Raw genomic sequence first — 14747 nt, 5'->3', positions numbered from 1 at the left:
CCTTCGACCGACAGTAGGACCCACCGTCCAGCTAAGGCCTACTGTCGAATCCGTACGGCTGCTCCTGCAGCGTGCGCGACGGCCGGAAGGCGATCATGAGCACCGACACTGACACCCCTGGCGGCGACGCCGATACGGCCGCGCGCAGCCTGGCGCACTGGAGCGAGGCGGGCCGGGCCGAGATGGAGGCCTTCTACGCGCTGGCCACCGAGGACTACCGCCAGCTCGCGCTGGCCGCGGATTGGCCCACGGTCTTGCGTGCGGTGACGCATGACGGCTGGCGGGTGCTGGACGTCGCGTGCGGCTCCGGCAAGTTCCCGACGGCGTTGGACCGCTATACCGATCTCTCTGCACTGCCCGAGGCATCGTACGACCTGCTCGACCCGTCGACGTTCAGCATCGCCGAGGCCCGAGCGCAGCTGCGCCCGCCGTTCTCAGCGGCTCGCGAATTCGCCGTGACGCTGCAGGAGCTGCCCGCCGATGCCGGACCATACGACGTGGTATGGGCGACGCACGCGCTGTACGCGCTGCCGCCGGCCGAACTCGCGCAGGGCGCCGAGCAGTTCGTCCGAGCGCTGCGCCCGGGTGGGCTGGGCTTCGTCGCGCAGGCGACGGCTCAGTCGCACTACCTCGCCTTCTACGACGCGTTTCGTGCCGGGGTACGCGACCGCACGCCGTACACGAGCGCCGAACAGGTTGCCGACGCGCTGCGGGCGGCCGGGGGGGACGTGCGTACGCAGACCGTCGAGTACACGAGCGGCACGGCCGACCGCGCCGTCGCCGAGGGCTTCCTGCAGCGGTGCGCGTTCGACGACGCCGTCTCGCTGGATCAGATGGAAGCCGCTCCCGTCCTCGGCGACTACCTCGCGGGCTGCCGCGATGCCTCCGGCGCCTACACCTTCCAGCACGAGGTGATGCTGATATGGCTGTGACCGAGTCGAACCCGTTGCTGCCGGAAGCCAACCGAACCGGGACCCTCGAGCAGGATTGGGCGGGCGACGACCAGCAGTGGTGGGACTGGTACGTGACGCTCGCCGCCAACGGCGCCGATGCCCCGCTCGTGCCCGGTCCCGGGTTGCCGGACGTCGCGCCCGCTTCGGACTCGGAAGTGGCTGCGGCGTTGGCGCAGCCCTACGAGCTGAGTCCAGACGACGTACAGCGCTTCGCCGCTCAGTCCTTCGTCAAGCTGCCCGGGGTGCTCACGCCCGCCGTTGTGCGGCGCCTGGCCGAGCGGCTCGACGAGCTGCTGCGAGCCGAGCACGGCGACGACACCGCCGGCCGCTTCACCGCGCTCGAGCAGATGTGGCGCCACGACCCGCTGATGCGCGAGGTCGCGCTGTCCCCGCGCCTCGGTGCGATCGCCGCCGGCCTGCTCCATGCAGATGTGCGGATCTATCACGACAACGCGCTGTCCAAGGAGCCCGGCTGCGGCCGCACGCCATGGCACCACGACGCCGAACACTTCCCGCTGGCCACGTTGTCGGCCCTGACCGCGTGGATGCCGATGTCGGCGATCCCGGTCGAGATGGGTCCACTGTCGTTTGCCCGCGGGGCCGACCTGCGCTCGATGCTCGACGGCCTCGAGTTCGACCGAGTCGGCACCAGCTATGACGAGGCGGTCTCGGCCCGCTTCGCTGCGGCGCGGGTGGCGGTCGAGGACGGCCCGTACGCCGTCGGCGAGGTCAGCTTCCACGGCGCCACCTGCTTCCACACCGCGGGCCGCAACGGCACCACCCAACCCCGCCGCGCCCTGGCCACCACCTACTTCGCCGACGGTGCTCGGGTCATCGACGCCCCCACGATGATCAGCGGTACCTGGCAGGAGTTCCTCCCCGGTGCCGTCCCCGGTGGGCCCGCGGCCACCGAGCTCAACCCGGTCGTAGGGCGGCGCGCTCACCCGCACTGACTCGCGTCCGACCAGCGCGAGCAGAGCAAATCCATTCGGTCACTTTCATGTTAGCGTGACTAACATGAAAGAGCGCAGCTACGACATGCGTTCCCGTGCCGATTCAACGGCCGCTACCGGTGACCGAATCCTGGCCGCAGCGGGCGTCCGATTCGTCGATCAGGCGTATGACGAAGTCAGGCTCGAGGACGTCGCGGCTGATGCCGGGGTGACCGTCCAGACGGTGCTGCGCCGGTTCGGCTCCAAGGAGGGGCTGGTCCGGGCGATCGTGGGGCTGCGGCAGTCGGACGTTGTCTCGGCGCGCGACTCGGCTCCGGCGGGCGATGTGCCCGCTGCGATCGCGAATCTCGTCGATCACTACGAACTCGAGGGTCCGACCGCGCTTCAGCTCCTACGCCAGGAGCTCCGTGTTCCGATCTTCGCCGAGATCACGGCGTTCGGCAGGGCGTACCACCGTGCTTGGGTGGCCCGGGTGTTCCGGCCGTGGCTGATGCGGGTGGCCGGCCGTGATCGTGCGCGTCTGCACGCCCAGCTCGTGGCGGTGTGCGACGTCTACACCTGGCACCTGCTTCGCGAACAGGCCGGCCTGTCCAAGGCGCAGACCGAGCGAGCGATCCGTGAACTGGTCGAAGGAGTGCTGCCGTGAAAATCCTTGGCTACACGTCACCGGCGCGCGGGCACCTGTTCCCGCTCATTCCGATCCTGACCGAGCTTCGCGATCGTGGGCACCTGGTTTCGGTGCGAACGCTTGCCGGCTCCGTTGACGTGGTTCGGTCGCTGGGTCTCAGCGCGCACGCCGTTGATCCGCGCATCGAGGCGATCGAGCACGATGACTTCACCGCTCGGTCCGCGGTGGGCGCGGTCAAGCGCTCGACGGCGACGTTCGTCAAGCGCTCCGAGTTCGAATCGTCCGACCTCGCGTCCGCGATCTCGTCGGACCGACCCGAACTGCTGCTGATCGATACGAACTGCTGGGGTGCGGCCGCCGTCGCCGAGGCGTCCGGCCTGCCCTGGGCGTCCTGGCTGCCGTACCCGGCGCCGTTCCCCGGAAAGGGAATACCCCCGTTCGGGCCGGGCTTCGCTCCGGCTGGCAACCGGCAAGGACGGCTGCGTGATGCGGTTCTGGGGCGCTTGATCACCACGAGCGTCGCACGAACGATCAGACCACCGCTGAACGCGGTCCGCGCCTCGATCGGGGTGCCGGAGCTGAGGGACACGCGCGAGGTGTTCACCAGACCTCCGCTGACCCTCTATCTCACCGCTGAGCCGTTTGAGTACCACCGCGTCGACTGGCCCGCGTCATTCCGCCTCGTGGGTCCGGTGTCCTACGACCCTCCCGCGGACCCGCCGCCGGGGCTTGCCGAGATCGACAGACCGATCGTTCTCGTGACGACGTCATCGGAGTTTCAAGACGACGCGCGCCTGGTGGCGACGACCCTGACAGCGTTGGAGGACGAGGACGTCTTCGTCATCGCAACCCTGCCCGCCGGCGACCCGGCTGGCATCGACATTCCTGCGAACGCGTGGGTCGAGCACTGGATCCCGCATTCCGCACTGCTGCCAAGAGCGGCGTGCGTGATCACCCACGGAGGTATGGGCGCAACTCAGAAAGCGCTCTCCCACGGGGTCCCCGTTGTCGCGGTGCCCTTCGGCCGTGATCAGTTGGAGGTCGCCCGGCGGGTCGAGGTCAGTGGTGCCGGAGTTCGGCTCCCGTTGAGGCGGCTCACTGCTGCGCGGCTGCGAGCCGCGGTCCGCGAGGCCACCGCGCGCAGCGGTCGTGCAGGCGAGCTCGCGCAGGCGATGAATTCCGCCGGTGGTGCTCCGAAGGCCGCAGACGAGATCGAACAGCTCGCAGCGACCTGGACGGCGGGTCCAGAAGCGACCGTGCCGAGCTAGCTTGCGTGATCCTCTCCCGACGAGCAGGAATGCGGACGTGGACCTTCGGCGTCAGCGGCGCCGAGCCGGAGTGACCACCCCGGCCGAGGACCCGCCTCGCCGGGTCGGCTCGCCGGCGGCGATGACCCGGCCGTGCGGGCGGAACTCGAGGCCGGCCGCGACGCCGATCGTGGGTGGGATCGTGATCGTCGGGTCGAGCGGGGAGGTGTTGCTGATCGCGAACGTCTGCCCGTACGACTTCAACCGGGGTGTTGTCGGCTCTTGAGGAACGCGGGCTCGACCTGGGTCGTGGCGCTGTTGCGTTGCGACGCGCGCTGCCAGGTCGCGAGGGTGCCCGGGACGCCGACCGACCTGCCGCTGGTCACCGCGGTCGGGGAACTGTAGGGCTGGCCCGTGCGCGGATCGATGAACATCGTCGACGTGTCGCCGGCCGGCGTCGTCTCCCGTCCATCGATCGTCGAGATCCGGTGCGTCCTGGCGTCGTAGTAGACGAAGTACCCACCGCCGCCGATGCCGGCGACGAACGGGTCGGTCACGCCGAGCGTGGACGCAACCGCGACCGCCGCATCCGCCGCCGTCCCGCCGCGCCGCAGGATGTCCAAGCCCGCCTTGGTCGACTCAGCCGTATCGGACACCACGGCCCGTGGTAACCCGTGGCAACGGGCTGCTTCGAGAAGGCCGGGTGGTGCCGCGGGTGAGCGTCGGCCGAAGCAGTGCCGACGAGCACGAGAACCCGGTGGCCAGGACCGTAGCGCAGCGACCGCGCACGATGAGGCCTTCCTGTGGGATCAGTGCTCCGTTCCTACTACGTGTAGACGAGCAGGTCGGTCGACGATCTACACGCATCCGAGCAACGGCTCGAGCGCTACGTGCGGATGATCCGCCAGCGACGGTGTGAGTTCTCGTAGTCGCTCAGGCGCCAAGCAAGTGCCCGGGTGGGTCGAAGGGCAACGAGAACGTCGAAGGCCGGATCCGATGAGGGCAGGAAGGGCACATCATCCGGACGCGTGTACTTGGCTGCGAACGCTTTTACGACGTCGCTGCGGCCGTTGGGCGGGCCGATGTCGACCAAGGTGCCGTGCACGATGAGCACGTCTTCTGCATCGTCGAGATGTACTGCAACCCGCGGGTCGCCCGCGAGATTGCGTGCCCTTGACGTGCTGCGTTCGGTGTAGCTGTACCAGACACCGGAGAGCACCGCTCCCCAAACCGGCACGACATGGGGCCCGCCGTCGCGGTCCACCGTATTCAGCCAATAGCTGCGAGCCGGGGCGAGCCGTTCGGCTATCGACGGCCACGTCATCGGCTCGGTTGCGACGCCCACCGCGACATCGTCGCACTCGGACTGTCTGGGCGCCGGTGAGCCCTGGCAGTGCCGTCGACCTGCCGGGTCCTACTGTCGAGGCCATGGACTATCGCAGCCTCGGACGCACTGGAATGCAGGTCAGCCCGCTCTGTCTCGGAGCGATGATGTTCGGCGCCTGGGGTGAGCCCGATCATGAGGTTTCGGTCGGGATCATTCATCGCGCGCTGGACGCGGGCATCAACTTCATCGACACCGCGGACGTCTACTCGCTGGGTGAGTCCGAGACGATCGTCGGCAAAGCGCTCGCCGGCGGGCGGCGGGACGACGTCATCCTGGCGACCAAGTTCCACGGCCCGATGGACGTGCCGATGGGCCAGCCCGGCGGCGATCCGAACCGGAAGGGCAACTCGCGCCGTTGGATCGTCCAGGAGGTCGAGAACAGCCTGCGCCGGCTCCAGACGGACTGGATCGACCTTTACCAGGTGCACCGTCCCGATCAAGACACCAACGTCGAGGAGACCCTGTCGGCTCTTACGGACCTGCAGCGCGCGGGCAAGATCCGCGCGTTCGGTTCGTCGACCTTCCCGGCTCACGAGGTGGTGGAGGCGCAGTGGACGAGTGAGCGCCGCGCTCTCGGTCGCTTCGTCACCGAACAACCGCCGTATTCGATCCTGGCGCGCGGTATCGAAGCCGACCTACTGCCGGTGGCGGAAAAGTACAGCTTAGGAGTGCTGCCGTGGAGCCCGTTGGCCGGTGGCTGGTTGTCGGGCAAGTACCGCAAGGGCCAGGACGCACCCGCGTCCCACCGAGCGGATCGGATGCCCGCGCGCTACAACCTCGACGATCCGGGCAACCAAGCCAAGCTCGACGCCGCCGATGCATTGGCAGAGCTGGCGGAGAAGTCCGGGCTGAGCCTCGTCCACCTCGCCTTGGGCTTCACGCTGGCGCACCCGGCGGTGACGGCACCGATCATCGGCCCGCGAACGATGGAACACCTCGACTCGCAGCTCGGTGCGGCCGACGTTGTCTTGAGCTCGGACGTCCTGGACGAGATCGACAACATCGTGCCGCCCGGCACGACCTTGGCCGACTTTGACAAGGGCTACGTCCCGCCGGCGTTGCAAGATCCCTTCCTGCGCCGCCGCCGCTTTGCCTAAGCGGGCTCCAGACGAGGCGGCAGCTCAGGGCAGCAGAATGATCTTGCCGTTCGTGTGCCCGGTCATCAGCTCGCGCATGGCGTCGCCCGCCTGCGCCAGCGGGTACGTCGCAGCGATTGTCAGTTTCAGGGATCCGTCGGCGACCGCATCGAGCAGCGGACCTCGTGCGCCCTGGCGGATCTCGGTGCCCGGGTCGGCGCCAGGCCCGCTGCCGATCAGTCGGAGGCCGGTGTCCGCACGGCCAAAGGCGGCGATAGACACGAAGCGGGTGACGTCCGGCAGAACCTGCAGGGTGACGTCGACTGCCTCATCCGTGCCCACCAGGTCGAGCGCGGCGTCGATGCCGTCCGGCGCGGCCTGCTCGATGCGTTCGCGCAGACCCTCGCCGTAGACGATCGGATGTGCGCCGAGTTCACGCAGCTGCTCGTGCCGAGCCGCACTGGCGGTGGCGATCACGGTCGCACCGCGGCTTGTCGCCAGCTGCACAGCGAGCAGGCCGACGCCGCCGGCCGCACCGTGGATCAACACCGTGTCACCGGCCGCGACGTGCACCGTCTCCAACGCTTGCACGGCGGTGCCGCCGGTGAGCAACAGGCCAGCCGCCGCCTCCCACGACACACCCGCGGTCTTGGCTACCACGGCGTCGGCGTCAACCACGATCTCCGCGGCGTAGGCGCCGGTTGCGGGGTACACGGCGACCTCGTCGCCGATCGCTACCGACTCGACGCCCTCGCCGACTGCGGTGACGACACCGGCTGCCTCCGCGCCCACCGGCCACGGCAGGGTGCTTTCGTCGGCACCCATGGCGCCGCTGAACAGCTTCCAATCGATGGGGTTCATTCCTGCGGCGCGAACCGCGACCCGCACCTGGCCGGCAGCAGGCTCGGCGGTGGGACGGTCGATGACGGACAGGACCTCGGGGCCACCGAAAGCGGTGGCAACCACAGCAGCACTCATACCGGTCCGAACGTGAACCGCGCTGGCGTCATTCCAGATCAACGCCCGAGTCCTGACGACCGCTCGGTCCTGGCGGTTGCCTCAGCCGGCGTGGTGACAGTCGAGCGTCGAGGTGAGTTCGTCTTGCAGTGCGATCTCGGCCCACACGGTCTTGCCCAGCCAGCCCGGCCTGGCGTACTTGACGCCCCACGCGGCTGTCAACATGTTGACGATGGCCAGCCCGCGTCCATGATCTTGCGTGGCATCGGCCGTCTGCACCGTGGGCCAGCCTTCGGCGCGGTCGATCACCGCTAACCGCAACACGTCCCGATGCAGGTCCATTGTCACGGTGACCGTGTCCGAACCTGCACGCACGGCGTTGGTGACGAGCTCGCTCAGCACTACGAGAACGTCATGGACGACGTTGTCGTGGACATCCGAAGTGAGGATCAGCTTCAGTTCTGCCCCGGCCAGCCTGCGAGCCCGTGCCGGAGTGGTCATATTGGCGGCCATGACGTGCTTCGTGTGCCAACACACTCGCAAACCCTCAGAGGCGTCAGCTACTGCCTAACCACGCCGTACATCGTCGTGCTCCTCGATTTCAGGAGCGGAATACCCGGGGGGCATTGCTAACAAACAGTCACATAAGACGGAGCCGTCTCCAACCCGTCACGCGTTTGAAGTGACTCGATCGCGTTGAGCTTCACGTCTTGGACGTCAGAGGCATTGGACTCTCCAGGCTGTTCGCAGACAATGTCAATCGAGCCGCCGGCGAACGACACGATTCCCTGCAGCGCCGGTGACTGCGTTCCGTCCTCGGCGGGCCGATCGACGGATGACTGATCCACGACCTGGCCGTTCTGTCGCAGCTCGCAGGTGTAGAACGCGTCATCCTCAAAGCTTTCATTCTCCGGCGTCATCTTCGCGTCGACGGCGTACACAACGGCCGGGACCGCCTTGGAGATGATGGGGACGAACCCGCCCGCGCCGTCCACGTGGACGACGGCTGCGTCCGCGCCGTACACGATGCTCGTGCCGGGGACCCCCTGCGGCCCCTGCTCGTCTTCGGGGCCTTGGGGACCTTGGGGACCTTGGGAACCATCGTTGCCGTCGGCCCCGTCCTGGCCCGCAGGGCCGGTGGCGCCGGTGGCGCCGGTTGCCCCCGTGACGCCCAGCGCGTTCCACGTCACGGCCCGCTCATCCTTGCCACACGTTCGGGCCGAGGATTTGTAGACCACGTCCGTCAACGCGTGGGTGTGCTTGTTCAGGCAGGCGTGATAAAGCCTGGCCAAGCCCGATGGCCGCGTCGCCGCGTCCCCGCTCGTCAGCCCAACCCCCATCACCGCCAGGCAGGTCGCACTCGCCACCACGGTCTGCACAGCTCTATGAGTCGCCACGCTGCGACGCTGGGGTTGCCGAGGCCTTGACGAATCAGGGAAGTCCCTACGTCTCACCGAGCGCTTGTCGCCGTAGAGCTGCCGGACTACCCGCACGCGCGACCTCGGACACAGGGGCGAGCCCGAGCGCATCGACGTCGGCCTGCCGACGTCCGGCCGCCCACGCGTGGTCGACGTTGATCCGCAGAGGGACGCGGTGTGGACCAACGTCCGAGAGCTTCTTGAGGACATTCCTCGCAACGAGGACAGCGCCGATGACCGCGTACCGGCGGAGAATCTTGAGCCGCTCCCGGGTGATCCTGCTGCCCTTGACAACAGGCCCCAGCCCCGTGTTTCGGGGGCCGGAGCCCTAGGACTGTCTCAACACAGCGTGTCCGAGGGGGGACTTGAACCCCCACGCCCCGTAAAGGGCACTAGCACCTCAAGCTAGCGCGTCTGCCATTCCGCCACCCGGACGAGTGCGGCGCCAACTCTAACTCACGCAGTAACGGCAGTTCTGCATGGTCGCCGCCGCCGAGTGGCGCCGAACTTTACAAGAAGCTAACCTCAGCGGCATCGTGACGGGGCGGCTGCCTCGTCACACTCCGGTACGGCCTGGAGGTTCCCGTGACGCTCTCTGCGCGCATCTCTCGTGCAGCCCTGGGGTGCGCGCTGGGCGCCGTCCTCGGCAGCGGTTTGCTCCTTGTCGATCCGCACCAAGCGGCTGCCACGCCAACGCCGCCGCCTCCACCGGCGGTCACCGTGCTGCCGTCGGTTCCGTTGTCAACGACGCTGCCGACCGTCTCGCTGCCGTCCGTACCGCTGCCTACTCTACCGTTGCCTTCTCTACCGTTGCCTTCTCTACCGTTGCCTTCTCTACCGTTGCCTTCCTTGCCACTGCCGCCACTACGGAAGCCGTCAGTCCCGTTGCCGGCGACGCCGCCAGCTGTCGGCGCTGTCGTGTCAACCGTCAACGGGGTGGGCGGTTCGGTGCAGCACTCGGTGGGCAGCGCGCGCAAGCCGTCGACCTCGACGGCGCCCGTTCAGCCCGCCACGACGGCAGCGACGTCGTCGCCGGCCGGCGCAGGCCGCGGCTCGAGTGCCGGCCCGCCGTCACGGACCCCGGTGACGACGGCGCCCAGCACCAAGAGCACGACCGAGATCACCACCCTGCAGCAGGGCATCGCGACGCGTCGGCCGGGCGCCGCGACCGTGCTCGCGGGTGGCTCCGGTCTGACCCGAACAGGGGTCACCGTCGTTGCCGCGCCGGCCCTGACCCGGGAGCCCGCAGCGCTGGTGCAGCGGGCCGTCTACGCGGTGATGCATCCGGGCCGGGCGTTGCTGATGATCGTCGCGATCACCGTCATCTGTGCGCTCGGCTTTCTCGCCCTCGTCACCTCGATGGGGCGCCGACCGCTCGAATCCGGCTGACCGCCGGTTCGCCGGGCGACGGGCCTGGTAGGACTGGACGACATGAGCGACGCGCAGCACCCCACCGCCCAGGACGAAGTGACGCAGCTGCTCGTCGACCTGATCCGCATCAACACCTCGAACCCGACGCACCCCGAGCGTCCGGCGGCCGAGTGGGTGGCCGAGAAGCTGGATGAGGTGGGTGTCAAATCCCAGATCATCGAGGCCGAGCCGGGTCGCGCGTCGACGATCGCCCGGATCGAGGGCGCGGACAGGAGCCGTCCGCCGCTGCTGGTCCACGGTCATCTCGACGTCGTCCCGGCCGACGCGAGCGAGTGGTCCGTCGACCCGTTCGGCGGCGAGGTCAAGGACGGTTACGTCTGGGGCCGCGGCGCGATCGACATGAAGGACATGGACGCGATGGTGCTGGCGCTCGTGCGCGAGTGGCAGCGCACCGGGGCCAAGCCGTCGCGTGACATCGTGCTGGCCTTCGTCTCCGACGAGGAGGCCGGTGGTCGGCAGGGCGCGCACCCGCTGGTCGAGAACCACGCCGAGCTGTTCGCCGACTGCACCGAGGCCATCAGCGAGGTCGGCGGCTACAGCATCTCGCTCAACGAGCAGGCCCGCGTCTACGCCGTGCAGACGGCCGAGAAGGGCATCAACTGGCTGCGGCTGCGGGCCAAGGCGCGACCGGGACACGGCTCCTTCGTACACCCCGACAACGCGGTCACCTACCTGGCAGAGGCCGTTTCGCGCATCGGCAACTACGAGTGGCCCATCGTCATCACGGACAGCGTCCGCGGGCTCGTCAAGGGCATCGGCGAGGTGCTGCAACGTGACCTCGACCCCGAGAACCCCGACGAGTGGCTGCCGCTGCTCGGCGGCGCCGCGCGCATGATCGGCGCCACCGTGCGCAACACGTCGAACCCGACGATGCTTAGCGCCGGCTACAAGACGAACGTCATCCCCTCGACCGCCGAGGCCAGCATCGACACCCGCTTCCTGCCCGGCCAGGAGGACGCCCTGCTGGCAACCATCGACGAGCTGCTCGGCAAGCACGTCGAACGCACCACCGAGGTCAGCGACATCGCGGTCGAGACGTCCTTTGACGGCGCTCTGGTCGACGCCATGAGCGTGGCGCTACGCGGCGAGGACCCCGATGGCGTGCTGGTGCCGTACCTGATGAGCGGCGGCACCGATGCGAAATCGTTCTCGACGTTGGGGATGCGCTGTTTCGGCTTCTCACCGCTGCTGCTGCCGCCGGACCTGGACTTCATGTCGTTGTTCCACGGCATCGACGAGCGGGTGCCGATCGAGGGCCTGCAGTTCGGTGTACGCGTGCTCGACCGGTTGCTCAGGAATTGTTGATCCATGACGTCGCCACCGCCTCGGCCGACGTCGGGTCCACGTCCTCGCGGCTGGCCAAGACGGCGCGCATCGCCGAGGTGCTACGCCGCGCCGAGCCTCGTGAGGCGGCGATCGTGGTGTCCTGGTTGTCCGGCGAACTGCCACAGCGCCAGATCGGCGTCGGCTGGGCGGCCCTGCGGTCGCTGCCGGCACCAGCTGAGCAACCGTCACTCACGGTTACTGACGTTGACGCTGTGTTCACCGAAATCGGAGTTACGGCCGGCGCCGGCTCGAAGGCGAGGCGGGCCGGGCAGCTCGAGACCATTTTCGGCGCGGTCACCGAGGTAGAGCAGGTCTTCCTGCGCCGGCTGCTCGGCGGCGAACTTCGCCAGGGCGCCGCGGTGGGCGTCATGGCCGACGCGGTGGCGGTCGCGGCCGACGTCCCCAAACCCGCCGTGCGCCGGGCCGCGATGCTCGGCGGCGACCTCCCGGCCGTTGCGGCTGCGGTCCTGGCCGAGGGCGAGCCTGCCCTGCAGCGGTTCCAGCTGCAGGTGGGCCGGCCGGTCGGCCCGATGCTGGCGCAGACCGCGACGGACGTCGGCGACGCGCTGACCCGGCTTGGCGGTCGGGCCGTCTTCGAGGCCAAGCTCGACGGTGCACGGGTGCAGATCCACCGGCGGGGCGATGAGGTGCGCATCTTCAGCCGCAGCCTGGACGACGTGACCGCGCGCTTGCCCGAGGTCGTCGAAGCCACCCTGGCGTTGCCCGTCGAGTCGTTCGTCGCCGACGGCGAGGCCATCGCGCTGCGTCCCGACGGTCGGCCGCACCGCTTCCAGGTGACCGCCTCGCGCTTCGGGCGCAGCGCTGCCCACAAAACGGAGTCGGGCTCGGCCGCGCGCACGTCCCAGCCGCTGTCGGTCTTCTACTTCGACGTCCTGCACTGCGACGGCGTCGACCTGCTCGACGCGCCGGGGGAGCAGCGCTCCGCCGCGCTTGCTGAGATCGTCCCCGCCGGGTTCCGCGTCGACCGGTTGATCACGTCTGACGTCGACGAGGCGCAAGCCTTCCTCGACCGAACGCTTGCTGCCGGCCATGAAGGCGTCATGGCCAAGTCGCTCGACGCGCCCTACGAGGCCGGCCGGCGCGGCGCCGGCTGGCTCAAGGTCAAACCGGTGCACACCCTCGACCTCGTGGTGCTCGCCGTCGAGTGGGGTTCCGGGCGGCGGACCGGCTCGCTGTCCAACATCCACCTCGGCGCCCGCGACCCCGACACCGGCGGCTTCGTCATGCTCGGCAAGACCTTCAAGGGCATGACCGACGAGACGCTGGCCTGGCAGACGAAACGGTTCCTCGAACTTGCCGAGGGCCCGACCGATGGTTACGTCGTGCGCGTGCGACCCGAGCAGGTCGTCGAGATCGCCTTCGACGGCGTGCAGACCTCCACCCGCTATCCCGGTGGCGTGGCTCTGCGCTTCGCTCGCGTTCTGCGCTACCGCGACGACAAGACGCCCGCCGAAGCCGACACCCTCGACACCGTGCGCGCCCTTCACGGCGAGTGACTCTGGTCAGAGGCGACGCACGTACCCGATCCACTCGGCCAGCTCGGAGCGGCGTTTGCGCAGCTCGGGGCCGACCTCGGCGTACCAGCCCGCGCGCACCAGGCGCAGGTCGGTGGCCTCGTTGACCCACACGACCGCGAACAGGAACCCGCCGAGACCGGCCACGACCGCGGTCAGGACCCGGACGTGCAGCGGCCCGGGCAGGAATACGATCACCGCGGCGACCGGAAGCGACGCCACGATGAGCAACCGGCTGACGTGACGCAGCACCCACGTCGAGCAGGTGCCGTCATAGAGGACCCAGATCTGGAACCGCTCGGGCAGCGGACCCCAGAACGCGTACAGCAGCCAGCGCAGCGGGTTGGGGCGCTTCCGCAGCACCGGGTCGATGTCGAGCGATCGGGCGGCCTCGGTCCACGCGCGCTCACGCGCGTCCTTGCGCATCGACCTCACCCCCACTACGAGTGTCGATCGCCCGGTACTGGTTGCCTGGGCCACTCCATTCAATACCCGGATCGACGTCCGCGACCGTCACGGGATCGGGCAGCTCGTCAGCACCCGGGCCATGGCATCGCGCTCGGCCCCGGTCACCCACAGGTGGTAAGCCTGCTTGACGGCGATCTGCCGGGCGACGTACGCGCACCGGTACGCCCTGTTCGGCGGCAGCCAGCTGGCCGCGTCGCCGAGCGCGACGACGTGATCGATTTGCACGGCGCGGGACGTCGCGACTCCGCGCCGGAAGCTGATCGGCGGCCGGCGTAAGGGTCGTGCAGGGTGCCGACCAACACCACGTAGCCCGACGTGCCTGGTTTCAGCGTCTCGTCGATGAGGTCGCGCCGCAGGATGTCGTTGCGGGTTGTTCGCACTCGGAACACCTCGGCAGTGACGAGCGGTCTGGCAGCGACCCGGATTCGAGCCTCACCGTTATCCCGCACTTGTGAGCGACGGGAGCCTACGTTCCGGCTATGCCATGGCGGTCGGAGATGCCGATAGCGCCGGAGACCAACGCGCGGTCGTGGGTGGTCATCGACACGGCGACGCTCACGCCGCATTCGGAGGCGTTGCAGTTCGTGCTCTACCTGCGCGCGCGAGCCGGTCGCCGAACACGATGCGCCTACACGCGGGCCGTCGCGACCAATCTGACGTGGTGCGAGACGACTGGCAACGACTGGTCAACGGCATCGTTGGATGAGCTCGCCCGGTTCAAGATCGCGTTGGAGTCCACTTCGACCCCAAACGGCGGAGTCCGCTCGGGTCGGACGGTGGACCTGGCGTTGACGGCGTTGTGCGAGTTCCTTCGGCGGCCTCTGGCTACGCGGATTCAGCGGTGGCGGGGCGGTTGAGCGAGCGTCGTTACCTGACGCACCTGCCGCAGGGCTTCGACGCGGGCGAGAACGGCCAGTTCCGCCGAGTCCAGTCGCGGGTGCTGCGCTCGCGTGAGGCGCCGCTGCCGCCCGCAGTGCTCACGGCCGCACAGGTCGGCCAGGTGATCGCCGACTGCGCCTGCGAGCGTGACCGGTTCATCGGGTGCGTGCTGCACGAGACCGGCATGCGGATTGGCGAGCTGCTCGGCCTCTGCCTGCGTCAGCCCACCTTCTGCCCGACTCGACGTCGCTCGGCCGCCGCATCCCCGGTGCGCACCTGCACGTCCCGCCCCGTGGGCACAGCAGCAACGGGGCACGAAGCAAGACCGGTGGCCGCGCCGTCCCGGTCGCGGACATTGTGGTGCACGCCTGTCTGCCGGTGTGCCGTATGCGGATCGGCGAATTCAGGCGGTCGTCGCAACGATGGGCATTTCAGGGTTCGACAGTAGGCGCTGCATGGCTTGCGCGGGGGTGATTCCGCCGAGGGTTT

Annotated in this window: 16 protein-coding genes, 1 tRNA gene and 1 pseudogene; 8 read left to right on the top strand and 10 right to left on the bottom strand. The window is 68.8% G+C overall.

The window, feature by feature from the left end; translation table 11 throughout:
- Window positions 1-95 precede the first annotated feature (95 nt).
- From ACFFC4_RS05705 to ACFFC4_RS05690, 4 genes are all read left to right on the top strand, one after another.
- A complete protein-coding gene (locus ACFFC4_RS05705) occupies window positions 96-932 on the top strand; it encodes a class I SAM-dependent methyltransferase (protein WP_375498664.1) in 837 nt (278 codons plus the stop codon).
- Window positions 923-1906, top strand: a complete 984-nt coding sequence (locus ACFFC4_RS05700) for a phytanoyl-CoA dioxygenase family protein (RefSeq protein WP_375498662.1) — start codon at window positions 923-925, stop codon at window positions 1904-1906. The genes ACFFC4_RS05705 and ACFFC4_RS05700 overlap by 10 nt, the downstream gene beginning before the upstream one ends.
- 64 nt (window positions 1907-1970) lie before the next feature.
- Complete coding sequence (locus ACFFC4_RS05695; RefSeq protein ID WP_375499004.1) at window positions 1971-2552, top strand: TetR/AcrR family transcriptional regulator; 582 nt, start codon at window positions 1971-1973, stop codon at window positions 2550-2552.
- Window positions 2549-3802 carry a glycosyltransferase gene (locus ACFFC4_RS05690; protein ID WP_375498660.1) on the top strand — a complete coding sequence of 418 codons (1254 nt, stop codon included), beginning with the start codon at window positions 2549-2551 and terminating at the stop codon, window positions 3800-3802. The genes ACFFC4_RS05695 and ACFFC4_RS05690 overlap by 4 nt, the downstream gene beginning before the upstream one ends.
- A gap of 51 nt (window positions 3803-3853) precedes the next feature.
- Here ACFFC4_RS05690 and ACFFC4_RS05685 read toward each other — a convergent pair whose 3' ends face one another.
- From ACFFC4_RS05685 to ACFFC4_RS05675, 3 genes are all read right to left on the bottom strand, one after another.
- A complete protein-coding gene (locus ACFFC4_RS05685) occupies window positions 3854-4045 on the bottom strand; it encodes a hypothetical protein (protein WP_375498658.1) in 192 nt (63 codons plus the stop codon).
- On the bottom strand, window positions 4042-4437 hold the full coding sequence (locus tag ACFFC4_RS05680; RefSeq protein ID WP_375498656.1) for a gamma-glutamyltransferase: 396 nt from the start codon (window positions 4435-4437) through the stop codon (window positions 4042-4044). Before ACFFC4_RS05680 ends, ACFFC4_RS05685 begins: the two co-directional genes overlap by 4 nt.
- Window positions 4438-4667: 230 nt before the next feature.
- Window positions 4668-5105 (bottom strand): pyridoxamine 5'-phosphate oxidase family protein, encoded by a 438-nt coding sequence (locus ACFFC4_RS05675; protein WP_375499002.1) that lies wholly within the window; start codon window positions 5103-5105, stop codon window positions 4668-4670.
- A gap of 104 nt (window positions 5106-5209) precedes the next feature.
- Between ACFFC4_RS05675 and ACFFC4_RS05670 the strand changes: the two genes are divergently transcribed.
- The gene (locus ACFFC4_RS05670; RefSeq protein WP_375498654.1) at window positions 5210-6265 is read left to right on the top strand and encodes an aldo/keto reductase; all 1056 of its coding nucleotides are present in this window, start codon (window positions 5210-5212) and stop codon (window positions 6263-6265) included.
- Window positions 6266-6289: 24 nt separating this feature from the next.
- Here ACFFC4_RS05670 and ACFFC4_RS05665 read toward each other — a convergent pair whose 3' ends face one another.
- The 4 genes from ACFFC4_RS05665 to ACFFC4_RS05650 all read right to left on the bottom strand — a co-directional run bounded on the left by ACFFC4_RS05665 (window position 6290) and on the right by ACFFC4_RS05650 (window position 9054).
- The gene (locus tag ACFFC4_RS05665) at window positions 6290-7222 is read right to left on the bottom strand and encodes a zinc-binding alcohol dehydrogenase family protein (RefSeq protein WP_375498652.1); all 933 of its coding nucleotides are present in this window, start codon (window positions 7220-7222) and stop codon (window positions 6290-6292) included.
- Between the two features lie 81 nt (window positions 7223-7303).
- Entirely contained in the window at window positions 7304-7714 is a 411-nt protein-coding gene (locus ACFFC4_RS05660; protein WP_375498650.1) for an ATP-binding protein, read from the bottom strand.
- Between the two features lie 116 nt (window positions 7715-7830).
- Complete coding sequence (locus tag ACFFC4_RS05655) at window positions 7831-8580, bottom strand: hypothetical protein (protein WP_375498648.1); 750 nt, start codon at window positions 8578-8580, stop codon at window positions 7831-7833.
- A 389-nt stretch (window positions 8581-8969) separates the two neighbouring features.
- Window positions 8970-9054: transfer RNA gene (locus ACFFC4_RS05650), tRNA-Leu, on the bottom strand.
- A gap of 483 nt (window positions 9055-9537) precedes the next feature.
- Between ACFFC4_RS05650 and ACFFC4_RS05645 the strand changes: the two genes are divergently transcribed.
- From ACFFC4_RS05645 to ACFFC4_RS05635, 3 genes are read left to right on the top strand one after another with little or no spacing between them, the layout of a single operon-like run.
- Complete coding sequence (locus tag ACFFC4_RS05645; protein ID WP_375498646.1) at window positions 9538-10008, top strand: hypothetical protein; 471 nt, start codon at window positions 9538-9540, stop codon at window positions 10006-10008.
- Between the two features lie 42 nt (window positions 10009-10050).
- Window positions 10051-11355 carry a M20/M25/M40 family metallo-hydrolase gene (locus tag ACFFC4_RS05640; protein WP_375498644.1) on the top strand — a complete coding sequence of 435 codons (1305 nt, stop codon included), beginning with the start codon at window positions 10051-10053 and terminating at the stop codon, window positions 11353-11355.
- A complete protein-coding gene (locus ACFFC4_RS05635; protein ID WP_375498642.1) occupies window positions 11349-12893 on the top strand; it encodes an ATP-dependent DNA ligase in 1545 nt (514 codons plus the stop codon). Before ACFFC4_RS05640 ends, ACFFC4_RS05635 begins: the two co-directional genes overlap by 7 nt.
- 6 nt (window positions 12894-12899) lie before the next feature.
- Here the strand turns inward: ACFFC4_RS05635 and ACFFC4_RS05630 are convergent, their stop codons facing one another.
- The 3 genes and pseudogenes from ACFFC4_RS05630 to ACFFC4_RS05620 form a co-directional block, all read right to left on the bottom strand.
- Complete coding sequence (locus tag ACFFC4_RS05630) at window positions 12900-13337, bottom strand: DUF5313 family protein (protein WP_375498640.1); 438 nt, start codon at window positions 13335-13337, stop codon at window positions 12900-12902.
- A gap of 87 nt (window positions 13338-13424) precedes the next feature.
- Window positions 13425-13750: pseudogene (locus tag ACFFC4_RS05625) on the bottom strand (HNH endonuclease family protein); the annotation flags it as partial.
- A 464-nt stretch (window positions 13751-14214) separates the two neighbouring features.
- A complete protein-coding gene (locus tag ACFFC4_RS05620) occupies window positions 14215-14433 on the bottom strand; it encodes a hypothetical protein (RefSeq protein ID WP_375498638.1) in 219 nt (72 codons plus the stop codon).
- Window positions 14434-14747: the final 314 nt, after the last annotated feature.

The sequence above is a fragment of the uncultured Jatrophihabitans sp. genome, assembly GCF_964244045.1.
In the GTDB taxonomy this organism is placed as follows: Bacteria; Actinomycetota; Actinomycetes; order Mycobacteriales; family Jatrophihabitantaceae; genus Jatrophihabitans.
This window is presented reverse-complemented; position numbering and strand designations above follow the sequence as displayed.